The sequence below is a fragment of the Franconibacter helveticus LMG 23732 genome (genome assembly GCF_000463115.2).
GTDB classification, from domain to species: Bacteria; Pseudomonadota; Gammaproteobacteria; order Enterobacterales; family Enterobacteriaceae; genus Franconibacter; species Franconibacter helveticus.
The window spans coordinates 1-22,423 of the sequence record NZ_AWFX01000004.1; the positions used below are offsets into that span (position 1 = coordinate 1).

The 22,423-nt window shown below is 53.0% G+C and carries 25 protein-coding genes, 1 pseudogene and 1 other annotated feature; of the genes and pseudogenes, 14 read left to right on the top strand and 12 right to left on the bottom strand.

Annotated features, from left to right (window positions below; translation table 11 throughout):
• Nucleotides 1-286: 286 nt before the first annotated feature.
• The 3 genes from clpB to rluD form a co-directional block, all read right to left on the bottom strand.
• Nucleotides 287-2,860, bottom strand: a complete 2,574-nt coding sequence (gene clpB / locus DW56_RS01055; RefSeq protein WP_024554302.1) for an ATP-dependent chaperone ClpB — start codon at nt 2,858-2,860, stop codon at nt 287-289.
• A 128-nt stretch (nt 2,861-2,988) separates the two neighbouring features.
• Nucleotides 2,989-3,720: a purine nucleoside phosphorylase YfiH gene (yfiH, locus tag DW56_RS01060; RefSeq protein ID WP_024554301.1), complete on the bottom strand. Its 732-nt coding sequence runs from the start codon at nt 3,718-3,720 to the stop codon at nt 2,989-2,991.
• Nucleotides 3,717-4,697, bottom strand: a complete 981-nt coding sequence (gene rluD / locus DW56_RS01065; protein ID WP_024554300.1) for a 23S rRNA pseudouridine(1911/1915/1917) synthase RluD — start codon at nt 4,695-4,697, stop codon at nt 3,717-3,719. Before rluD ends, yfiH begins: the two co-directional genes overlap by 4 nt.
• Before the next feature lie 126 nt (nt 4,698-4,823).
• Here rluD and bamD point away from each other — a divergent pair, with 126 nt between their 5' ends.
• Nucleotides 4,824-5,561 (top strand): outer membrane protein assembly factor BamD, encoded by a 738-nt coding sequence (gene bamD / locus DW56_RS01070; protein WP_024554299.1) that lies wholly within the window; start codon nt 4,824-4,826, stop codon nt 5,559-5,561.
• A 58-nt stretch (nt 5,562-5,619) separates the two neighbouring features.
• Here the strand turns inward: bamD and DW56_RS01075 are convergent, their stop codons facing one another.
• The gene (locus DW56_RS01075) at nt 5,620-6,831 is read right to left on the bottom strand and encodes a lysozyme inhibitor LprI family protein (protein ID WP_024554298.1); all 1,212 of its coding nucleotides are present in this window, start codon (nt 6,829-6,831) and stop codon (nt 5,620-5,622) included.
• Between the two features lie 356 nt (nt 6,832-7,187).
• Between DW56_RS01075 and raiA the strand changes: the two genes are divergently transcribed.
• From raiA to pheA, 3 genes are all read left to right on the top strand, one after another.
• Nucleotides 7,188-7,526, top strand: a complete 339-nt coding sequence (gene raiA, locus DW56_RS01080; protein ID WP_024554297.1) for a ribosome-associated translation inhibitor RaiA — start codon at nt 7,188-7,190, stop codon at nt 7,524-7,526.
• Nucleotides 7,527-7,623: 97 nt separating this feature from the next.
• Nucleotides 7,624-7,749, top strand: a sequence feature (Phe leader region).
• Entirely contained in the window at nt 7,625-7,672 is a 48-nt protein-coding gene (pheL, locus tag DW56_RS22765; RefSeq protein WP_121497579.1) for a pheA operon leader peptide PheL, read from the top strand. It overlaps the preceding feature by 48 nt.
• A gap of 20 nt (nt 7,750-7,769) precedes the next feature.
• Entirely contained in the window at nt 7,770-8,930 is a 1,161-nt protein-coding gene (pheA, locus tag DW56_RS01085; protein ID WP_024554296.1) for a bifunctional chorismate mutase/prephenate dehydratase, read from the top strand.
• 9 nt (nt 8,931-8,939) lie between these two features.
• On the opposite strand, the gene DW56_RS01090 is transcribed toward pheA, so the two are convergent.
• From DW56_RS01090 to aroF, 3 genes are all read right to left on the bottom strand, one after another.
• Nucleotides 8,940-9,827: an SMP-30/gluconolactonase/LRE family protein gene (locus tag DW56_RS01090; protein ID WP_024554295.1), complete on the bottom strand. Its 888-nt coding sequence runs from the start codon at nt 9,825-9,827 to the stop codon at nt 8,940-8,942.
• Nucleotides 9,828-9,903: 76 nt separating this feature from the next.
• Nucleotides 9,904-11,025: a bifunctional chorismate mutase/prephenate dehydrogenase gene (tyrA, locus tag DW56_RS01095; protein WP_024562271.1), complete on the bottom strand. Its 1,122-nt coding sequence runs from the start codon at nt 11,023-11,025 to the stop codon at nt 9,904-9,906.
• Nucleotides 11,026-11,035: 10 nt separating this feature from the next.
• On the bottom strand, nt 11,036-12,106 hold the full coding sequence (gene aroF / locus DW56_RS01100; protein ID WP_024554414.1) for a 3-deoxy-7-phosphoheptulonate synthase AroF: 1,071 nt from the start codon (nt 12,104-12,106) through the stop codon (nt 11,036-11,038).
• 268 nt (nt 12,107-12,374) lie between these two features.
• On the opposite strand from aroF, the gene DW56_RS01105 reads away from it, so the two are divergent.
• Nucleotides 12,375-12,752, top strand: coding sequence for a DUF2799 domain-containing protein (locus tag DW56_RS01105; RefSeq protein ID WP_024554415.1), 378 nt, complete (start codon nt 12,375-12,377; stop codon nt 12,750-12,752).
• Between the two features lie 26 nt (nt 12,753-12,778).
• Here DW56_RS01105 and DW56_RS01110 read toward each other — a convergent pair whose 3' ends face one another.
• The 5 genes from DW56_RS01110 to DW56_RS01125 all read right to left on the bottom strand — a co-directional run bounded on the left by DW56_RS01110 (nt 12,779) and on the right by DW56_RS01125 (nt 16,979).
• On the bottom strand, nt 12,779-14,155 hold the full coding sequence (locus tag DW56_RS01110) for a PepSY-associated TM helix domain-containing protein (protein ID WP_024554416.1): 1,377 nt from the start codon (nt 14,153-14,155) through the stop codon (nt 12,779-12,781).
• Between the two features lie 66 nt (nt 14,156-14,221).
• Nucleotides 14,222-14,620 carry a DUF2946 domain-containing protein gene (locus DW56_RS01115; protein WP_024554417.1) on the bottom strand — a complete coding sequence of 133 codons (399 nt, stop codon included), beginning with the start codon at nt 14,618-14,620 and terminating at the stop codon, nt 14,222-14,224.
• A gap of 268 nt (nt 14,621-14,888) precedes the next feature.
• The gene (locus DW56_RS01120) at nt 14,889-15,917 is read right to left on the bottom strand and encodes a site-specific integrase (RefSeq protein ID WP_024554418.1); all 1,029 of its coding nucleotides are present in this window, start codon (nt 15,915-15,917) and stop codon (nt 14,889-14,891) included.
• Between the two features lie 29 nt (nt 15,918-15,946).
• Nucleotides 15,947-16,345: a hypothetical protein gene (locus DW56_RS22245; RefSeq protein ID WP_139152842.1), complete on the bottom strand. Its 399-nt coding sequence runs from the start codon at nt 16,343-16,345 to the stop codon at nt 15,947-15,949.
• A gap of 10 nt (nt 16,346-16,355) precedes the next feature.
• Nucleotides 16,356-16,979 (bottom strand): phage repressor protein CI, encoded by a 624-nt coding sequence (locus DW56_RS01125; protein ID WP_024554419.1) that lies wholly within the window; start codon nt 16,977-16,979, stop codon nt 16,356-16,358.
• Nucleotides 16,980-17,065: 86 nt separating this feature from the next.
• Between DW56_RS01125 and DW56_RS01130 the strand changes: the two genes are divergently transcribed.
• The 9 genes and pseudogenes from DW56_RS01130 to DW56_RS22790 form a co-directional block, all read left to right on the top strand.
• A complete protein-coding gene (locus DW56_RS01130; RefSeq protein WP_024554420.1) occupies nt 17,066-17,290 on the top strand; it encodes a hypothetical protein in 225 nt (74 codons plus the stop codon).
• A gap of 36 nt (nt 17,291-17,326) precedes the next feature.
• A complete protein-coding gene (locus DW56_RS01135; RefSeq protein ID WP_024554421.1) occupies nt 17,327-17,836 on the top strand; it encodes a phage regulatory CII family protein in 510 nt (169 codons plus the stop codon).
• Between the two features lie 8 nt (nt 17,837-17,844).
• Nucleotides 17,845-18,036 (top strand): phage filamentation protein Fil family protein, encoded by a 192-nt coding sequence (locus tag DW56_RS21135; protein ID WP_071789806.1) that lies wholly within the window; start codon nt 17,845-17,847, stop codon nt 18,034-18,036.
• Entirely contained in the window at nt 18,033-18,407 is a 375-nt protein-coding gene (locus tag DW56_RS01140) for a hypothetical protein (RefSeq protein WP_024554422.1), read from the top strand. Before DW56_RS21135 ends, DW56_RS01140 begins: the two co-directional genes overlap by 4 nt.
• Nucleotides 18,408-18,477: 70 nt before the next feature.
• Nucleotides 18,478-18,711, top strand: a complete 234-nt coding sequence (locus DW56_RS01145; RefSeq protein ID WP_024554423.1) for a DUF2732 family protein — start codon at nt 18,478-18,480, stop codon at nt 18,709-18,711.
• Nucleotides 18,711-18,938, top strand: a complete 228-nt coding sequence (locus DW56_RS01150; protein ID WP_024554424.1) for a TraR/DksA family transcriptional regulator — start codon at nt 18,711-18,713, stop codon at nt 18,936-18,938. Before DW56_RS01145 ends, DW56_RS01150 begins: the two co-directional genes overlap by 1 nt.
• Nucleotides 18,935-19,801: a DNA adenine methylase gene (locus DW56_RS01155; RefSeq protein WP_024554425.1), complete on the top strand. Its 867-nt coding sequence runs from the start codon at nt 18,935-18,937 to the stop codon at nt 19,799-19,801. Before DW56_RS01150 ends, DW56_RS01155 begins: the two co-directional genes overlap by 4 nt.
• Entirely contained in the window at nt 19,798-22,041 is a 2,244-nt protein-coding gene (locus tag DW56_RS01160; RefSeq protein WP_024554426.1) for a replication endonuclease, read from the top strand. The genes DW56_RS01155 and DW56_RS01160 overlap by 4 nt, the downstream gene beginning before the upstream one ends.
• Before the next feature lie 198 nt (nt 22,042-22,239).
• Nucleotides 22,240-22,350: pseudogene (locus DW56_RS22790) on the top strand (hypothetical protein); the annotation flags it as partial.
• Nucleotides 22,351-22,423: the final 73 nt, after the last annotated feature.

Here is a 22,423-nt window from a genome sequence, read left to right on the forward strand (position 1 = left end):
TTCAGCCTGCTGTCGCGAGGTGGCGTATATTACGCTTTCCTCTTTCAGAGTCAACCCTTAATTTCAGGATTTTTCTCTTCCGACTCACCGTCGCTGTGTGATGTTCTTCATCAGCGCCGTGTCGATGGAGGCGCATTATAGGGCCTGTTTTATGGCTGACAAGCAAAAACTAGAAAAAATTTACCGCCTGCTTCTTTTTCAAACATTGCGTCGAAAAGATCGCCATCATCGCCTGGTTTTTAAACAAAAACGAGCCCCGCAGGGCTCGTTTTTGCTTTTTTGCGATTTACTGCACAGCTGTAATTTTGTCGTCTTTTACCAGCAGCTCGATTTTTTTGCCCGGAATCAGCTCCCCGGACAAAATCTGTTGCGCCAGCGGGTTTTCGATCTGCTGTTGAATAGCGCGTTTAAGCGGACGCGCGCCATACACCGGATCGTAACCATTTTCGCCGAGCAGCCGCAGCGCCTCATCAGACATATGGATGGTATATCCACGTTCTTCGAGACGTTTGTAAAGCCGTTGCAGCTGAATCTGTGCAATCGAAGCAATATGACGTTGACCAAGCGGATGGAACACCACGACTTCATCTATACGGTTGATAAATTCAGGACGGAAGTTCTGGCTCACCACTCCCAGCACCAAATCTTTCATATGTGCGTAGTCCAGTTCACCGAAACGTTCCTGAATTAAATCGGATCCCAGGTTCGAGGTCATAATGACCACCGTATTGCGGAAATCGACCGTTCTGCCCTGCCCGTCCGTCAGACGACCATCATCCAGCACTTGCAGCAATATATTGAACACATCCGGGTGCGCCTTTTCCACTTCATCCAGCAGAATGACGGAATAAGGCCGACGGCGTACCGCTTCCGTCAAATAACCGCCTTCTTCATAACCGACATATCCCGGAGGCGCGCCCACCAGACGAGAAACCGAATGTTTCTCCATAAATTCCGACATGTCGATACGCACCATCGCGTCGTCGCTGTCGAACATAAAGTTAGCCAGCGCTTTACACAGCTCCGTTTTACCAACACCGGTCGGACCAAGGAAAAGGAAGGAACCAATTGGGCGGTTCGGGTCAGAAAGACCCGCGCGGCTGCGACGGATCGCATTTGATACCGCTTCAACCGCTTCATCCTGGCCAATCACGCGCTGATGAAGTTCTTGCTCCATACGCAGCAGCTTATCGCGCTCGCTTTCCATCATTCGGGAAACAGGAATACCGGTCCAGCGCGCCAGCACTTCGGCGATTTCCGCATCAGTGACTTTGTTACGCAGCAGACGCATGGTTTTCCCTTCAGACTGGGTCGCCGCCGCCAGCTGTTTTTCAAGCTCCGGAATTTTACCGTATTGCAGCTCAGACATCCGCGCCAGGTCGCCCACGCGGCGCGCCTGTTCAATCGCGATTTTCGCTTGTTCCAGTTCCGCCTTAATGGTCTGGGTGCCGGAAAGCGAAGCTTTTTCCGCTTTCCACTCCTCTTCCAGCCCGGAGTACTGCCGTTCTTTATCCGCCAGCTCTTCATTCAGCATATCGAGCCGTTTTTTACTCGCCTCGTCTGACTCTTTCATCAGCGCCTGCTGCTCCAGCTTCAGCTGGATAATACGGCGATCAAGACGGTCCAGCTCTTCCGGCTTAGAGTCAATTTGCATGCGGATGCTTGATGCAGCTTCGTCGATAAGGTCGATGGCTTTATCCGGCAATTGACGGTCTGAAATATAGCGGTGCGAAAGCGTAGCCGCCGCGACGATGGCCGGGTCGGTTATCTGCACATGGTGATGCAGTTCATAACGCTCTTTGAGCCCACGTAAAATGGCGATGGTATCTTCAACGGTTGGCTCCGCGACAAACACTTTCTGGAAACGGCGCTCCAGCGCAGCATCTTTTTCAATATACTGACGATACTCATCAAGCGTTGTGGCGCCTACACAGTGCAGTTCGCCACGGGCAAGAGCAGGTTTCAACATGTTGCCGGCGTCCATAGCGCCGTCGGCTTTACCTGCGCCCACCATAGTATGCAGTTCGTCAATAAACAGGATGACATTGCCTTCCTGCTTCGCCAGGTCGTTCAGCACGCCTTTCAGACGCTCTTCGAACTCACCGCGGTATTTCGCGCCCGCCACCAGCGCGCCCATATCCAGCGCCAGTACCCGCCGGCCTTTCAGCCCTTCCGGCACTTCGCCATTAACAATGCGCTGCGCCAGACCTTCCACAATCGCAGTCTTACCTACGCCCGGTTCACCAATCAGCACCGGGTTGTTTTTAGTACGACGTTGCAGCACCTGGATAGTGCGGCGAATCTCTTCGTCCCTGCCGATTACCGGGTCAAGCTTGCCCTGTTCGGCGCGCTCGGTAAGGTCGACAGTATATTTTTTTAATGCCTGACGTTGGTCTTCGGCACCCTGATCGTTCACGCTTTCGCCTCCACGCATTTGATCAATAGCCTGAGTAACAGAAGCTGTTGTCGCGCCCGCGCTTTTCAGCAGATCGGTAAGCGTACCGCGCGACTCCAGCGCCGCCAAAACGAAAAGCTCTGACGAGATAAAATTGTCGTTCCGCTTCTGCGCGAGCTTGTCGCACAAATTCAGTACGCGGACGAGATCCTGAGAAGGCTGCACATCGCCGCCGGTGCCCTCAACTTGCGGCAGACGATTCAGCGCTTGCTCAATAGCGGTGCTCAACTGGCCTGCATTTACGCCAGCTGAAGTTAACAAAGGTCGTACGGAGCCGCCTTCCTGCTTGAGCAACGCGCTCATCACATGAAGAGGTTCGATAAATTGGTTGTCGTGCCCGAGTGCGAGAGACTGGGCATCGGCGAGGGCGAGTTGGAACTTATTAGTAAGACGATCCAGACGCATAACTCCTCCCATAACAGGTCAAAATGCTACTGGAGATTAAATGAGGTCATCCCTCAATTATTCAAGGTGAATGACCTGAAATATGAAGAGTTGGAATTACGCGTACTGGATCGCCTTGATTCAATAGGTTATATCAGCCAAATAAAACTTGCCATACGGCCTGTTGTTCTGTCGCGGCGATAGGAGAAAAAATCGTGCTCTTCAGTAAAGGTGCAACGGTCGCCGCCATAGACATGTTGCACGCCCACATTAGCCAGCCGCTGACGGGCCAGTTGATAAATGTCGGCCATATATTTGCCCGCTACAGGGCGAAAAGCGCTTTCCGCCTGAGCGTCTTTTTCCATGAACGCTTCACGCACTTCAGGCCCGACTTCAAAAGCCTGCGGGCCAATGGCAGGTCCAAGCCAGGCCATAATATTTTGCGGCTCATCCTGAAAGCAGGCGACTGTTTCTTCCAGCACGCCTTCGCACAAACCACGCCAGCCTGCATGCGCCGCCGCCACTTCCGTGCCGCTCTTATTGCAGAACAGAACGGGCAGGCAGTCGGCCGTCATTACCGCGCAAACGGCGCTTGCAGTATTGCTGTAAGAGGCATCCGCTCGTTTAGAAGCGTAAGGTTCACCGGTAAGCTTCAACACCGTTTTGCCGTGAACCTGTTCGAGCCAGACAGGTTTTGAAGGAAAATTCGCCGCCGCATAAACACGATTGCGATTCTCTTCCACATGCGCCAGATCATCGCCGCAATGCGCGCCCAGATTGAGGGAATTCCACGGCGCTACGCTCACGCCGCCCACTCTCGTACTACTGCATGCCGCCACGCCGGGAGGCAGCGGCCATTGCGGGATAATCAGTTTGCTCATAGCCAGTCCACTTGATCTTTATGCGCTTCGAAATCAGCGCGCAGCTGCGCAATAAGCTCCACCATATCCTGCGGAATAGGCGCATGCCACTCCATCTGGATGCCGCTGATGGGGTGATAGAGACGCAACATAGTGGCGTGAAGCGCCTGGCGGTCAAACTTGCGTAACGCCTGAATAAAATCGTCAGAAGCGCCTTTCGGTGGGCGCGGACGGCCGCCATAGAGCTGATCGCCCACCAGCGGATGAGTGATATGCGCCATATGAACGCGGATCTGGTGGGTGCGCCCCGTTTCAAGACGCAGTCTCAGCCGGGTATGAATCCGAAAATGTTCCATGATGCGATAATGCGTCACAGCAGGTTTCCCCATCGGATGCACAGACATATGGGTGCGTTTGGTAGGATGGCGGCTGATAGGCTCGCTCACAGTACCGCCCGCCGTCATATGACCAATCGCCACGGCTTCATATTCGCGGGTAATCTCGCGCAATTGCAGCGCTTCAACCAGCCGGGTTTGCGCCGGAACGGTTTTCGCCACCACCATCAGGCCGGTCGTGTCTTTATCCAGACGATGCACAATACCCGCGCGCGGGACGTCCGCGATAGGCGGGTAATAGTGCAGCAAGGCATTCAGCACGGTGCCGTCAGGGTTGCCTGCGCCAGGATGGACGACCAGATCGCGCGGCTTGTTGATAACCAGAATATCTTCGTCTTCATAGACGATATCCAGTGGGATATCCTGCGGCTCGAAGCGCGCTTCTTCTTCTATTTCAGCATTGATGGCGACACTCTCCCCACCCAACACTTTCTCTTTCGGCTTATCGCAAATTTTGCCGTTGACCAGCACGCGTTGGTCCAGAATCCATTCTTTTATGCGTGAGCGCGAATAATCCGGGAACAATTCAGCCAAAGTCTGATCTAAGCGTTGGCCGAGTTGTTTTTCGGACACCGTTGCGGTGAGTTGTACTAGTTGTGCCATATACAGCTTCTTCGTTAACGTTGGGTTTTACGGCTTTGCCGTTTAATATAGTGTGCTATTGTAGCTGGTCTTAATCGGGAGCTGGAACAGAACCTCCCGCAAACATCTGAGGAAAGTCAAATAGTCATGACGCGCATGAAATATCTGGTGGCAGCCGCCACGTTGAGCCTGGCTTTGGCGGGTTGCTCCGGTTCTAAGGACGAGGTTCCTGATAATCCGCCTTCTGAAATCTACGCGACTGCTCAGCAAAAGTTGCAGGACGGTAACTGGAAAGCGGCGATAACGCAACTGGAAGCGCTGGATAATCGCTATCCATTTGGGCCTTATTCCCAGCAGGTGCAGCTTGACCTGATTTATGCGTATTACAAAAACGCCGATCTGCCGCTTGCGCAGGCCGCTATCGACCGTTTCATGCGTCTCAATCCGACCCATCCTAACATCGATTATGTTATTTACATGCGCGGTTTAACGAATATGGCGCTGGACGACAGCGCGTTGCAGGGCTTCTTTGGCGTTGACCGTAGCGACCGCGATCCGCAGCACGCCCGCGACGCATTCCGCGATTTCTCTAAACTGGTGCGCGGCTATCCTCGCAGCCAGTATGTTACCGATGCCAGCAAACGTCTGGTTTATCTGAAAGATCGTCTGGCGAAATATGAACTTTCCGTTGCCGAGTATTATACCCGCCGCGGCGCATGGGTTGCAGTCGTTAACCGCGTAGAAGGCATGCTGCGCGACTACCCGGATACTCAGGCTACACGTGAAGGGCTGGGCCTGATGGAAAACGCCTACCGCAAGCTTCAGCTCACTGCGCAGGCGGATAAAGTCGCGAAGATTATTGCCGCCAACAACAGCGGCTCCTGATGCAAAGCGTTTTCTGAAAAGCCAGCCTTCGGGCTGGCTTTTTTACTGCCGCAGCGCGCTACTCGCCGGTCCAGGCGGAGCCGTCAATAAACATTATCCGGTCATCAAGCCACAGGCGCACCATATTCTCTGCGCCCTTGCGCGCGTTATCCGCCGTCCATCCTTTGTCGTTTTGCAGCCATTCTGCCGTTGCTTTTTTAGCAGGCTTAATTGCCGCCAGCGCTTTATCGCGTTGCGCCTTCGGCCAGATGTTATCCTCTTTCCAGGTCTGGATTTCCGCAATCGGATCTCTGTCTTTACCAGAATGATTGGTTACGGTCAGATAATCTTCGGGCGCCACAGTGACGTGTAAATCAAAAATGCGCCACTCGGCATAGCTGGAATACTGAATGGTGCCGGCATCCTGGCTGACCTTCGCCAGAACATCGGAAAAAGCATTATCCAGCGCAGTCCATTCCGGGGTATCGAAAATAATATCCTGAGGTTTACAAATCGGCGCGCCGCCATCCCGGGAAGAGCCATACATGCCGCCGAAAGCGGTATAAGCCACCTCGCCGTGGGTTTTAAACAAAAAGCAGTGCACATAAGGGCGGTCATCATCGCTGTCATATTGATAATCGACACGCTCAATGTTCATACGCAGCAGCGTCAGCACGGCGCGGTCTCTGCTCTCTTTGGGATCGCTGTCGATATCTTTCATTACCGAATAAGCAAAATCATCATCCCGCAGCCCTTCAAGCGCCATCTGATGATACTTGCGCGCTTCCTGCGCCGTTACGCCGCTTGCCGGTACAAAATGATTGAGATAGACCAGCCACGCTGATGCAAGCGGCGTCTGATACTGGCGCAACTTGTCGGCAGCGTTGACGGGGGAATCAGGAATCAAGCTAACAGCAGCATCAAAATCGCTGGCGGCGCGATGCCGAACCTCCTCAAGCGCCGTAGCGCGGGCTTTCATTGTCGTTTCCAGGCAAGTTTTAAGCTCGCTGGCATTAGTCGTGCAGGCATTGCGTTTTTTGAGCCAGGCGCGTTGTTCAACACGCAGAGCGGAAGCCTGATCGACCGGCAGGTCAGCCATAGCGCGCGCGTAATGATTATCCAGCGTGGAATCCAGTTCGCTCAGCGCGGGCGTATCGCAGATAGCGTGTTCAATATCGCTGCCCGCCTTTGTGCAGTCGAACGAGGCGGCGAAAGCAGGCTTTACGCCGCAAGCAAAAGCAATGTATACGGCGAGCCGACAAAGCGCTGTCAGCCGTAAGGGCATTTTCATAATCATCCTTTTAACGTGATAACCCCGCCGGGTTCTGGCGAGCGTCATGTCGCCATTATTACTGAAGCGTAAGTTTTCGAGGAGCACCTGGAAAAGGTAAGCCGCATAAAGTGTTTAAAAAACAAGCAGGAAAAGCGGGGTGACGAAAAAAGATTCAGACAAGCCGGAAGGGTTAACTCATCAACTATGACCGCTTTTACCGTAAGCCACAAGCGGTAAATGCCGTCTTCCTGTTCTGCCTCACAAAAGCGCTGCATTGACAAAAAGTGACAAATTTAAGTGATCTCAATCACACAAATTGACACCCGAGGCGTTATGCTGAAGTTACCAAGACGGAAAGACAAGAGGTAAGATTTATGACAATGAACATTACCAGCAAACAAATGGATATCACTCCGGCCATCCGCCAGCATGTCACCGACCGTCTCGCCAAACTCGATAAATGGCAAACGCATCTGATAAACCCACATATCGTTTTATCCAAAGAACCGCAGGGTTTTGTCGCCGATGCGACTATCAATACGCCTAACGGGCAGCTTGTCGCCAGTGCCAGACATGACGACATGTATACCGCCATTAATGAACTGATTAACAAACTGGAGCGCCAGCTCAACAAAGTGCAGCATAAGGGGGAAGCGCGCCGCGCCACTACCTCGGTGAAAGATGCAAGCTTCGTTGAAGCCGAAGAAGAATAATCGCCACCGCTTCAGAAACGCGCCTCAGGGCGCGTTTTTTATTGACAGAACAAAAACGGTACAGGTACTTTACCTGTAACCCTGCACAGGAAACAGTAATGAAACTTCTACCGTTCTTCTTCGCTTTCTTTTTTACCTTCCCCTGAACGGGAGGCGTTTCGTCATGTAAGAAAGCAAGCGAAGACGAACTAACAGGCCTCCCAAACCGGGGGGCCTTTTTTATGGATAACGAAAAGGTGCGTTATGACTACGGAAAACCCGTTATTAGCCCTGCGCGATAAGATCAGCGCTCTGGATGAACAACTTTTGGCGTTGCTGGCGCAGCGCCGTGAGTTAGCGGTGGAAGTGGGTAAAGCAAAGCTTGCCTCTCACCGCCCGGTGCGAGATATCGATCGCGAGCGCGATTTGCTGGAGCGGCTTATCGCGCTTGGCAAATCGCACCACCTTGATGCGCATTATATTACTCGCCTATTCCAGTTAATTATTGAAGATTCCGTACTTACTCAGCAGGCGCTATTGCAGCAGCACCTTAATAACACCAATCCGCATTCTGCGCGCATCGCCTTTCTCGGTCCAAAAGGGTCCTATTCTCACCTTGCTGCGCGCCAGTACGCGGCCCGTCACTTCGAACATTTTATTGAAAGCGGCTGCGCCAAATTCCAGGAGATTTTTAATCAGGTTGAGACTGGCCAGGCGGATTACGCCGTAGTACCGCTGGAAAACACCAGCTCTGGCGCCATTAACGACGTTTACGATCTGCTGCAACATACGTCGTTGTCTATCGTTGGCGAGATGACGGTGCCGATTGATCACTGCGTGCTGGTCGCCACTTCAACAGACCTGGAACAGATAGAGACGGTTTACAGCCATCCGCAGCCATTCCAGCAGTGCAGCCAGTTCATTAACCGTTATCCACACTGGAAGATTGAATATTGCGAAAGTACCGCGGCGGCGATGGAGAAAGTGGCTCAGGCTAAATCGCCTCGCGTCGCGGCACTCGGGAGCGAAGCGGGCGGCGCGCTTTACGGTTTGCAGGTGCTGGAGCGCAACCTCGCCAACCAGACGCAAAATATTACCCGTTTCGTGGTGCTGGCTCGCAAAGCCATTGATGTTTCCGAACAGGTGCCGGCAAAAACGACTCTGCTGATGGCCACAGGGCAGCAGGCAGGCGCCCTGGTAGAAGCGCTGCTAGTGCTGCGTAATCACAGTTTGATTATGACGCGTCTGGAGTCGCGCCCGATCCATGGCAACCCATGGGAAGAGATGTTTTATCTGGACATTCAGGCCAACGTAAAAGCGCCCGCCATGCAGCAGGCGCTCCGCGAACTGGCGGAGATCACCCGCTCCATGAAGGTGCTGGGCTGCTACCCGAGCGAAAATGTAGTGCCGGTCGACCCGGCCTGACGATAAGCTCTAGACAGACTGGGAAGCCGTCTCTTTAAATTTCGGCTTCTCAATCCCCGCCACGTCCACTTCCAGCGTAAAGATCGCCCCAGAAAGCGGGCGCTCTTCAAGCTCCTGCGGTTCCATATTTTCTCGTGATGTGGTGATAAACAGCATTTTCATTTCAGGTCCGCCGAAGCAGACCATGGTCGGGCAGCGTACCGGCAAACGGTGTTCTTCCAGCAGTTCCCCCTGCGGCGAAAAGCGGGCAATACGCCAGCCGTCAAACAGCGCCGTCCAGTAACATCCCTCTTCATCTATTGCCGCGCCGTCGGGTCCCCCCTCGCCTTCAGCGAAACGCTTAAATACCTCACGCTTGCCCGGCTCGCCCTGTTCATCCAGCGGCGTGCGGTAAATGACGCTGTTTGGGGTATCAGAGGTGTACATCCATCGTCCATCTGCTGTGAAAGCCAGACCGTTCGCGCCAAGAATATCGCTATGGATAATCTTCGGCTTAAGATCGTGGTCAACCCGCACCAGCAGCGCGCCGTTATAATCGCCAGGCGCCCAGAAAGTGCCGGCATAAAAACGTCCGGCACGGTCAGTACCGCCGTCGTTGAAGCGCGCAAGCGTCGGGTTGCTGGGGTTATCGCACACTTTATGGGTCAGCGTGCCATGTTCATCGGTAAGCCAGATGGCGTTACGCAGCGCCACAATAAAGCCGCCCTTTTCACGCAGCGCAAAGCAGCCTACCTCTTCCGGGAACTGCCAGACGCGATGCTCTGCGCTTTGCAGCTGATAACGGTGAATTTCTTTTGCGTTGATATCGGTCCAGTAAAGCGCCTGTTCTTCCGCATCCCAGGTTGGACCCTCCGGCAGTTCGCCGGTGTAGTCGAATAACGGTTTCGGTTCCGTCATGTCAGCCATCCTTTTGTCGCCATGAAAAAAGCCAGTGAAGTTTCTCACTGGCTTTTGAGTATAAGTCGCTTTTGACTTACTGGCGGCTGTCGTTGGCCTGGCGCAACAGCGTGCGGCTTTCTGCCTGGAACCGCTTCGCGTAATCGCCGAACCAATGTTCAACTTTACGAAAGCTATCGATAAACGCCTGTTTATCGCCCTGCTCCAGCAGGCCGATCGCCTCGCCGAAGCGCTGATAGTAGCGCTTGATAAGCGCAATGTTATTTGGCGACGACATAATAATGTCGGCATAAAGCTGCGGATCCTGTGCGAACAGCCTGCCTACCATCGCCAGCTCCAGCCGGTAAATCGGCGATGAGAGCGACAGTAACTGCTCCAGCTGGACATTTTCTTCCGCCAGGTGCAACCCATACGCAAAGGTGGCAAAGTGGCGCAACGCCTGAATAAACGCCATATTCTGGTCGTGCTCGACGGCGCTGATGCGATGCAGCCGTGCGCCCCAGACCTGAATTTGCTCCAGAAACCACTGGTAAGCTTCCGGCTGCCGGCCATCGCAGTACACCACAACCTGCTTGGCGAGGCTGCCGCTGTCCGGGCCGAACATCGGATGCAGACCGAGCACCGGTCCTTTGTGCGATGAGAGCATCGCCTGTAGCGGGCCGTTTTTCACCGAAGCGAGATCCACCAGAATGCAATCCTGCGGCAGCGCAGGCAGCTTAGCGATAACCTGTTCTGTTACATGAATCGGCACGCTGACGATAACCATACCCGCATCGGAAAGCAGCGCTTCGGCGTGCGGCCAGTCCTGTTGCTCCAGAATACGAACCTCATAGCCTGAAAGCGTCAGCATTTTTTCAAACAGCCGCCCCATCTGACCGCCGCCGCCGACAATCACCACCGGGCGCAGATTCGGACAGAGGGTTTTAAAACCTTTATCGTTTTCGCTGGAGTACGATTCGCGCATCACGCGCCGCAGCACATCTTCAATGAGATCAGGCGGTACGCCGAGCGCCTGTGCTTCATGACGACGAGAGGCGAGCATAGACGCCTCACGCTCCGGCACATAAATCGGCAACCCGTAACGGCTTTTTACTTCACCGACTTCCGCCACCAGCTCCAGCCGGCGCGCCAGCAAATCCAGCAGCGCCTTATCCACTTCATCTATTTGATCGCGCAGGGCGGTCAATTCAGCCACCATAACTAACCTCTTATGCGAGACGCGCCGTCAGCGAGCCGTCCAGATCCTGATGAATTTCACGCAGCAACGCTTCGGTGGTTTCCCAGCTAATACAGGCGTCTGTTACAGATACGCCGTATTTCATCTCGCTGCGCGGCTGCTCAGAAGACTGGTTGCCTTCGTGCAGATGACTTTCAATCATCAGGCCGATAATAGAACGGTTGCCATCTTTGATCTGAGCGACGGCGGATTCCGCTACGCCCGGCTGGCGACGGTAGTCTTTATTGGAGTTGCCATGGCTGCAATCTATCATCAGCGCCGGACGCAGTCCCGCCTGTTCCATCTCTTTTTCACACTGCGCGACATCTGCCGGGCTGTAGTTCGGCGCTTTACCGCCGCGCAGAATCACATGCCCGTCCGGGTTGCCCTGGGTTTGCAACAGACAAACCTGGCCCGCCTGGTTGATGCCGACAAAACGGTGCGGCATAGCGGCGGCGCGCATGGCGTTAATCGCTGTCGCGAGGCTGCCATCCGTGCCGTTTTTAAAGCCTACCGGCATAGAAAGACCGGAAGCCATTTCGCGGTGGGTCTGCGATTCCGTTGTGCGGGCGCCAATAGCCGACCAGCTAAACAAATCGCCCAGATACTGCGGGCTGTTGGGATCCAGCGCTTCAGTCGCCAGCGGCAGCCCAAGACTCACCAGTTCCACCAGCAAGCGGCGGGCGATTTTCAGCCCCGCTTCCACATCAAACGAGCCATCCATGTGCGGATCGTTAATCAGCCCTTTCCAGCCCACGGTGGTACGGGGCTTTTCAAAATAGACGCGCATAACCAGGTAAAGCGTATCGCTGACCTCTTCCGAGAGGGCTTTAAAACGACGAGCATAGTCAATCGCAGCTTCAGGATCGTGGATCGAGCAAGGTCCACAAACCACCAGCAGACGCGGATCGCGACCGGCAATAATATCGGAGATCGTCTGACGAGAACGGGCGATTTGCGCTTCCTGTTCAGTGGAAAGCGGGAATTCGGCTTTGAGTTGATCGGGCGTGATCAACACCTGTTCATCGGCGATATGTACGTTATTCAGCGCGTCTTTTTGCATGATGGCGATCCTTAGTTTGCTCGTTGCGATAGTCGTTACCCAACCGGGTAGCATCACCATACCATAGAGGGTAAAGTTTTCAAGACGAAATACGTAAATAAAACGTTACAACACCAATTTAAATAGCCTCACACAGCCATTAATCCGTAAAGATAAAGTTACAATCGCAGTTGTTCTATCACTGGAGCGGTCTGTTAACTTTACAGGGCGGCAGGAAACGCAGCGGCAAGCTATGCTCTGAAGACTCAACTGCATAAGGCTATCGCTTGTGAAACCTCTCTTTCCGCTTTTACTTGCCGTACTGCTTACCGGCTGTCAGGTCGATCCTTATACTCACGCGCCCGCGCGCGGCGCCACAGACTGGTATCAGACTGGTTTCGAAGACGCAACGGCGGGCGCAAAAGCAAAGAATGACGAAACGCTCGCGGCTAACTTCAATAATAAAAAGGTCGACCGTCAGGCCTATTTACGGGGCTACTCCAGCGGGCAAAATAAAATATGCCGGTCCGATTTACTTTACGCCTGGGGCTTAGCCGGGAAGATTTTCCCGGCAGGGTGTGATGACGTTAAAGACGCGCCGCTACTGCGCCAGCAATGGCAGAAAGGCATGGATGAAGGCGCCAGCGCGTCCCGGTTAAATGGATGACGCCCTGCATACAGGGCGTTTTTAAATTAGCCGTTTAAGCTGGCAAGGCGACGCTTCTGGCTCTGCCAGCGCAGCATATCGATAACAAAGAAAAGCAGCAGGCTGACTCCCATTACTGGCAGCGCAAAACCCAGCAGCAGCGCAGCCAGCAACGTTACGCCTCTGCCCGCGCCGCCAAGAGAAAGCCAGGCTTCGCTCAGCGTAGCTGCCGGGTTTACCTGAGCGCCCCTCGGGCGGCGCAGCCACCACAGCCGGTAGCCCATGATAATGGCGAAGCATAACCCCAGGCCGAACGCGATAAGCGCCAGCTGGTTAGGCAAACCAAACAGCACGCCCATGTGAAAGTCGACACCCCAGCGGGTGAGCTTCGCCATAAGCGGAAAATCAGCGAAACGGGCTTTGTCCACTACCGCTAATTGCCCGCCATCGATGGCGACGGCATCAACCTGCGTAGGCCAGCGGCGATCCACTTCCGTTACCGTCCACGCCTGCTGCGCGTCGCGAGGGGGGCGAATTTCCACTTTCGCCGCATCGATCCCGGTCTGGCGGGCGACAGCAAGCACGGCATCAAGCCGCGAGAGATCGATTTGCGGCGTCATCGCCATATGCTCATGATGCATATGATGCTCAGCGTGCGGGTCGGCGGGCGCCGCCTCGCCTGCAATAAGCGCGGTGCTGACCTGCGGCGTCAGCCAGCCCAAAGCGGCGCGTAATTTATCGACATTAGCGCCAGCCCACTGCGACCACGTGAGGCCGGTTGCTGAAAAGAGCAGCAGCCCCGCCATTAGCAGCCAGCCGGACGTGACATGCCAGCCTCGGGCGCGCGCGAAGGCATTCTTTTTTGCCGGACGCAACTGACGCTTCGGACGCGTCAGCCACCAGAGCGCAATACCACCGAGTGCCGCTACCCACATCCATGAAGCCGCCAGCTCACTGTAGATCCTGCCCATATCGCCCAGTAATAGCGAACGATGCAGATAGTCAATCCACTGGCGCAGCGGCAAAATTCCGCTGGTTCCATACACGGTCATATCGCCTTTTACCGCAAGCGTCACCGGATCGATAAAAATCCCCCGGGTTTCTGAGGGACCAAGCGCCGGGTCGGCAAACATGACGCGCGTCGTTTCGCCGGCTTCAGAAGCGGGACGAACAGCATAGAGGCGCAGATTTTCTCCTGCGGCCTTTTGCGCCGCAGCCACCTGTCGTGCCAGAGGCTGCGCTTCGCCCTGCGCATCGCTATACAAAGCGGAAGCGTAAACCGCATTTTCAAGCTGCGGCGTCGCCACATAGAGCGTGCCCGAAAGCGCGGCGATAAAAATAAACGGGCCGACAAACAGGCCAATATAGAAATGAAATCGACGCAGCAGGGTAAGCCAGGCCGCGCGTGCAGATGAGGTTGTCATACTTTTCCTTAAACAGAATAAAGCCTCGCCTTTTGCCGCCAGCGGCGCAAAAAGCGTCTTAAGGGATTAAAGAACAGCAGACAGCCGCGGCGGCGCGCGGGTATGGGGACGAGACCAGAGGGTAAACAGCCAGAGTGGTTCAACGCTAACGGCACGCCGGACAACGCGCTGGCGCAGCCAGCCAAAGGCCATCACTATTGCAAGAAGAATGAGACCCGGCACATGCGTCAGCAGTACGCAGTATCCACATGCCTCAGCGTGATCGATGTGCGCCGTTTGCGGCGCATTGTTCTCCATGCCATGGGAAGCCATTTCCGGCATGTCATGATGCATCAAACCCATGTTCTTGCTGGCGGCATTATTTTGCAGGGTAATGGAGATAAGGGGCGCAACAACAATCAGCACCATGGCAATGAGCGCCAGCCATGCTGCCCGAATCGTTGTTGTTGATGAAAAAGAATGCACGCGCCAGCGATCTCCCCTGTAACTGGCCTGTAGTGTAGCGGATTTATAACGTAAAGGTTAAGAGTGAAGAGACGCGCGTAGACAGTCGAGGGCAATAAAAAAGGCCTGGCAGATGCCAGGCCTTTTTAACTGGGATGTCGCGACAGCGAATCTTAGTTAAGACGCTTTTTACATACCCCATTGATAAATATAACATTTATATCTAAAACAACTAGTTAAGTGTATCTCTAGTGCAACTCAGTGCTGTCAAAAACATGCTGCGTGGACACTATGTGGACACTAGTGAGGCTATTGGGTTGAGTTCTGCGGCCTCTTCAAGATGGTCCGGAGCGAAATGAGCATACCGCATCGTTTCACGAATATTTGAATGTCCCAATATACGCTGAAGAACCAAAATATTGCCTCCATTCATCATAAAGTGTGATGCGAACGTATGGCGTAAGACGTGCGTTTTTTGGCCTTCAACAAGCTGAATATCTGTAAGTGCCAGCATCTTTTTGAACTCTTGATAACACGGTTTGAAAAAAACACCCTGCCGACTTTCAAGTTCATCGTACAGCCATCTCGGAATAGGGACCGTTCTATTCTTTTTCCCTTTCGTTTTTGTGAACGTAAGCTTATATGGCGAAAGGTGGGAACGCGTTAATCGTTGGGCCTCACCCCATCTTGCGCCAGTGGCCAAGCAAACTTTTACAATAAGTGTCAGATGTTCCTTTCCATAGCGCTCGCAGGCATCAAGAAGCTGTAAAATCTGCGGCTGTGTTAGCCAGGACATTTCCTTGTCGGACTCTTTGAAAACTCTGATACCTTCAAGGGGATTGGGTAAGGACCATTCCCCGAGACGTTTAAGCTCATTAAAAACCGCTTCAAGATATTGTTGCTCGCGGTTAACTGTTATGGGCTTAACCTTCCATTTTTCAGGATTGGAGTGATAGCCGTTATCAATTTCGCCACTTAGCCGCCGGTCACGATAATGCGCCCAATCCTTAGCCGTAAGCTGTGAAGCAATCGGATCACATAAACCGCGACAAACAATCTCGAGTTTTGCTAAGCGTGAGTCGCTGGCAACAAGCGCCTGCCCGTGAAGGTCATGCCACAGTTTTATTACCTCGCTCAGGCGGCGGCGATCTTCCTTTTCGTTAAGCCATGGTTTTTCTTCTGCTTCAGCGCGATGATATTGTTCATATGCAACCGCTTCTCCCTTTGTGGCAAAGATTTTACGAATACGGCGGCCTTCCCTGCCGCCAGGACGAAAGTCAGCAAGCCATTCGCCAGATGGAAGTTTTTTTGCAGTCATATGGCCTTATCTCTGCTACAAAAAAATGTTTAAGGGTATTTTTTCATCCGTTGCTTGAAGAATTCATTTGCGTTGATTCCTACAGATGAGCCATAGCTATCGCAAATCCTTGCATCTAACGAAAATTCAAAGCCTTGCATTTGCCAATGGTTTAACACTCTTACGCTTTTTAGAGTTTCTTGAGGCCATTTAGGTTCACCTCTAAAACGGGACGAACAAACACTTTCGGCCGCCGTTAATGCCATCAGATCACTAACGTCTTCATCCTTATAAATGACCGTTAGAATTTGATTTTCTAAACTTACACGTTCAATTCTTAAACCAGATAGGCTGTCAATAATAGGATGCGGAATTGGTTTAGATAAACACGCTTGCGATGTAGATAATAAAGAGCCTAAAATTAATAACTTCCATTTTTTATTAAGCATGCCATTGCCCTTAAATATTTTTTTCAATAGTTAACACAACCTGCCCAATGCATTCGACCTCATCGGCATTGCATATAAAGCTGGTATCAGAGCTAATTAATTTAACTTGAATCTTATTAGATGGAATCCGGGCAACATCATAAACATCATGAACGCCATCAATACTTAACATCCACCGTCCGTTAGAAACATCCCGCTTCTCTTTATCGATTACCCAAGCGTAAGCATGGCCTTTCACGTATGCGGGGGTACTAGTTTGGCTGGGTATAAAATCAGCATCAACTTGCCAACGTCCGTTCTCCTGCAGTTTTCCAGAAGTTAGAGAAAAACACGGGATGGCCGAAGTTGAATCATTTGTTTTCGCTGCTTCGTACTTCTCTCCTTTACCGGTTGCTAGCCAGCGTAAAGAAACACCTGTATCTAGCGCGCAAGCAACTACAACATCTCCAGGAAAATAATCACGTCTAATCCATGTGCTTATCGTGCCAGATGAAAGGTCATGCATATCACCCAGCTGCTTTTGCATAGTGAAACCGTAGGCATCCAGCATACGCTGCAACACCGCTTTTCCACCTTCTAGTTCCTCTAGTTTCATCTCATTTTTCCAAGTAATCGCAAAAATCCAAATTGACACCTCGACTTTTTGAGGTTAGATTTTGCTTGAATCTTAAAAATGCACGCCAATGCACTAAATCAACACTTAACCGGAGATGTTCACCTATGACACCTCAAATTGCAATCCCGTCAGGACCAGACCTGATGACGTACGAAGAGTTTGCAGTACAGTACGGCTACAGCGTCCGCACAGTAAAACAAATGGTTGAAGATGGGGATCTTATCCTCATGCCTCGCAAGAAAGCGGGTGGCGCAGCTCGCATAAATATGGTCGCTTTTCGTGCCCGCCTCCTGGCTCAGGGGCTGAACTGCAAATACGTTGCCGCCTAAGCAGCTTGATTATGCAAGTTAAAAGGGACTTCACGCATGTTTGATTTTCGCGTTTCCATACACCCACATTACGACGAAGCCTGCCAGGCATTCGCGGCGCGCCACAACATTACTGAGCTGGCAAAAAAGGCAGGCATCAACCCACAGACGCTGCGCAACAAGCTGAACCCGGAACAGCCGCACCAGTTAACCGCGCCGGAAATCATGCTGCTGACCGACATCACTGAAGATTCAACCCTGGTTGATGGCTTTCTTGCTCAGATGCATTGCATGCCATGCGTGCCGGTTAACGAACTGGCAACCGAAAAGCTGCCGGTTTATGTCATGAAAGCAACAGCAGAAGTGGGCCAGCTCGCAGCAGGCGCGATTTCGCCGGAGCGCATGACAACGTGCCGTAAAAATTCATTGGTCACAAACGTAAATACGGGGGTTCGTTGCCTGATTCTCGCAGCAATGGCGGTGCAGCATCGTATTCAGAGCAGCCCGGCAGTCGCGAGCGCAGTTGATACCGTCAGCGGTATTAGTGCCACGCTCGGCCTGATGTGAGGTTATACATGGAGCCTTCATTAGCATCGCTGTTAGTAAAACAAAGCCCGTCCATGCATTACGGACACGGCTGGATAGTCGGAAAAAACGGCAGGCGCTGGCATCCGAGCCGCGACCAGTCGGCATTATTAAATAGCCTGCGCGCCGGGAAGAAAAAATCACTGGTTAGTCGGTTAAAAGTTTTTCTGGAGTCGATATGAACCAAAGCAACATATCCGCACCAAGCAAAACAGGTGCGAAGCCGTTTAATAATGCTGGTTGTGCTGACGCTCAGCCACAAAAAATGACCAGCGATGAATGCTTTGCTCGTTTTCATCAGAAATTAAAAGCAACACAGAACGGTGCGCTGCGTAATTTCAACAAGCTTGAAGGTAATTTTAAGTTTGTTGTTATGACGCTGGCTAACCGCATGGAGCCGGGAAGTTTTAAAAATGATGAAGTTGGACAGCCTTTCGAGTATTTCGACCAGCCCCGCCGGTTGTTGCTTATTAAGGCCATGAACGAGATAACGCGCTGGGGTGAAATTCTTCCCCGTCGTTTCTCGCATCATGAATCGTTTTTACCCGAGTAATTAACCCCTAAACAAATTATTGGCGTAAACCCGCCGGGCTTCTTACTGCCCAAATTCAGGAGAAAACAGTATGCGTAATATGCAGACCCGTAAAACCCAGATTGGCCCCGATGATGCCGGGCTTAATTCAATGCTGACCGCTGCGCGCCTTGATGAGCGTCGCGGTCGTGCTGATGTGATGGCCTCCCGCCTCGATAATCTTGCCGACCATATCGCCAACGGCAAACTGACCAGCGCCGAAGCTGCTGAACTGCTGCGCGATGAAGCGGTGAGAATTGTCAACGAAGCGCAGGAGCTGCACTGATGGCTGATTCTATGGACCTCGTACAGCAGCGCGTTGAAGAAGAGCGCGAGCGCCAAATCCATACCGCCCGGAACAAAGCGCCGGGCGTTTCCCGCGTGCTTTGCATTGATTGTGATGCACCGATTCCGCCAGCCCGCCGCCGCGCTATTCCGGGCGTGCAATGCTGCGTTACCTGTCAGGAAATCTCTGAACTGAAAGGCAGGCATTATAACGGGGGTGCTGTATGACAATACTGAAATGGGCGGGTAATAAATCCGCCCTTATGCCTGAACTGTTAAAGCACTTACCTAAAGGCCCGCGACTGGTTGAACCTTTCGCGGGTTCCTGCGCTGTGATGATGGCGACAGATTATCCTCATTATCTTGTCGCAGATATTAACCCGGACCTGACTAACCTTTATCGCCAGGTACAGGATAAAAGCGAAAGTTTCATTGCTTCAGCTATGGGCTTTTTTGAAACAGCCAACAACGAAAGCGCCTATTACAAAGTAAGGGAAGATTTTAATCATTCACGCGAGATAACTAATTTCTGGCGCGCAATCTTCTTTCTCTATCTGAATCGTCACGGCTACCGTGGCCTGTGCCGCTATAACAAAAGCGGCTATTTCAATGTGCCATACGGTAATTACAAGGCGCCGTATTTTCCCGAGGCAGAAATTCGTGCCTTCGCAGAGAAAGCAAAGCGCGCAACCTTTATCTGTACCCACTTCGAAGAAACCCTGAACATGCTTATGCCGGGCGACGTGCTCTACTGCGATCCGCCTTACGCCTCAGACAATGGAGTTGTTTTTACTTGCTACCACACCGAAGGGTTTACCGAGGATGACCAGTATCGCCTCGCTTCAATTCTGACCCGCCGCGCGCAGCAAGGTTATCGCATTGTGGCTTCAAACAGTGATTCAATGCTTTCCCGTTCTCTGTACCGCGCTTTTGACTGCCATAACATTACGGCAGCTCGCAGCATTGGTGTTGCTCCTGGCGAAGGGAAATCCGCTGCGGAAATCATTGCCGTATCAAAGCCCGCTGCCTGGTTCGGTTGTGACTTTGCCAGCGCCCGCGATTACTCCGCAATCCATGAGGTGCGGGCGTGAGTTCGAACGATTACGCCTATGCATTCAATGCGCCACGGAAGGCCATTGCCAGCCCCTACTTGACCTACGAACAACAGCGCCGCCGCGATCAGCAGATTGCGGCGCTGCTGCATGCACGCGGCGAGCTGGAAAAACAGCCCGACTGCGTGCGCTACGATGTGCGCCGCCGCGCCGATGAGCTGGAGCGGCATCACGATGTTCAGCGGGCTAATGCCTTTCTGGTGAATTTCACCCGGAGGGCATTACCACGCCTTGAGCTGGTCGCTAAAAAATTCCGCATTGAGGGTATCGGGTCGGAAGTGTCCGTGCCGGTTTTCGGTGGCCGCTTTGATGCTGCCGATGTGCGCTTTCTGGCTTCCCGCCTGGTGAACATGACCGCCCGTTACAACCGCCTGCCGGATATGTCGAAAGCCGATATTGAACTGCTTGCCGGTGATATCGCTAACTTCATTGTCACTGAGCTGGGAACGGTTGAAGTGCAGGACGGCAGCGAGCTAAAAGCGCTGCACGCTTCCTACATGTGCGCCGCCCGTATTACCCGTCATTTCAGAAGCGCGCCGCCGCTGTGGGAAAGGATTACTACAAAATACGTAACCGCTGAGGATGTCGGCCCGGCGGTGTTGCGCATGGCGACAGAGAAATGGTGGACAGGCCGCCTGCGCCGTGTTGCCGCTGAATGGCGCGAACACCTGCAAATTGCCCTGGGTAACGTCAGCAAAAAGAAAACCGCCTATGCCAGCAAAAGCTGCGTGGCTGAGTGGCGCGAGCAGAAGCGCCGCACCCGTGAGTTCCTGAAAGGCATGGAGCTGGAAGACGAGGAAGGCAACCGCATCAGCCTGATTGAGAAATACGACGGCAGCGTCGCTAACCCGGCAATACGCCGTTGCGAGCTGATGACCCGTATTCGCGGCTTTGAAAATATCTGCAACGAGCTGGGGTATGTCGGCGAGTTCTACACCCTTACCGCCCCGTCTAAATTCCACGCCACCACAAAGGCCGGATACCGTAACACCAGGTGGAACGGCGCAAGCCCGGCAGACACGCAGCGCTACCTTACCGGCCTGTGGGCACGCATCCGCGCCAAGCTGCACCGTGACGAAATCCGCGTTTTCGGTATTCGTGTAGCGGAGCCGCATCACGACGGCACGCCACACTGGCACATGCTGATGTTTATGCTGCCGGAAGATGCCGCCCGCGTGCGCGCCGTTATCGGTAAATACGCCCGCAAGGAAGACCGCCACGAACTGAAAAGCGAGAAGGCCCGCAAGGCTCGTTTTCATGCCGAAGCTATTGACCCGGATAAGGGCAGCGCTACCGGCTATGTGGCGAAGTACATCAGCAAGAATATTGACGGCTATGCCCTGGACGATGAGAAAGACGACGAGAGCGGCGAAATGCTGAAGGAAAACGCGCCCGCTGTTTCTGCCTGGGCGGCGCGCTGGCATATCCGCCAGTTTCAGTTTGTGGGCGGCGCGCCGGTGACGGTTTACCGCGAGCTACGCCGCATGGCTGATGCGGAAACGGCACGCGGGCTTAGCGTTGAGTTTGCGCTGGTTCATGACGCCGCCGACTCGGGCGACTGGGCCGGATACGTTAACGCCCAAGGCGGCCCGTTCGTGCGCCGCGATGAATTGCAGGTGCGTACCTGGTACGAAAGCACCGACAAGGTTAATGACTACGGCGAAGAATGCGTGCGCATTCGTGGGGTTTATGACACGGAAGTTGGTGACGATACGCCGATAATCACGCGCCTGGTGCAATGGAAGATTGTTCCAAAACGGCCGCAGGCCGAAGGTTTTGAAGTTAAGGGCGCTCCTGCGCCCTCTCGGAGTTCTGTCAATAACTGTACGGGAGGTTTGAGATCTGAGGATTCGAACCCGCCGGAAAGTTTCGACAATATCGACCTGGGCGGCATGAGCAGACGAGAACGGCGACAGCTGCTGAGCCGGATCAGAGCGCAGGAGCCTGAAAAGCGGCATCTGAAGCTGAGGCGGTCAGACAAAATCGAGGCCGCGTGCGACAACGTGATAAGCCAGGTGAAAGATTTATGCGGTGAAACCATCAGTCGCGGGCTGGCCGTGCGCCTGATTGGCGGCACGCAGACCAAAATCGGCGGCCGTATGTTCCGCAGCTCGGCTTATGGCGACCTGTTCCGGCCAATACTGGAGCCGAAAAAGCCAGGTCCATTAGAACGCTTTAACCATCTGGCGCAGATTTCAAGAGCAAAAAACAATCAATAATGGGCTAAGGTTAATGATTATTGAATAACTGATAGCCTGAATATTATGTTCGGCGCTCATTCGTACACAGTGCTAACAGGTAGAGAAAGTCTTTTTTTATCAGCCAGATAAAAAATGAGGATGGCTCGGTTTTTTTCTTTCTCTACTTATAAATGCTGTGATACTGTATAAATACACAGTAAAGATTGGGGAGGGAAAATGACATTTCAGGAATCAAACCAGATGCATAAGAAGATGGCGTGCGTGCAGTTCATAGCGGAGGTTTCGCTAATTGCAAACTGCAAGCCATCAGACCTGAAACTGGCACTCTGAATCGCCACGGGTTTAACAGACACCTCAGAGTCATTTAAGATGGCTTAAAGAGAGGTGCCCATGAGCGGTA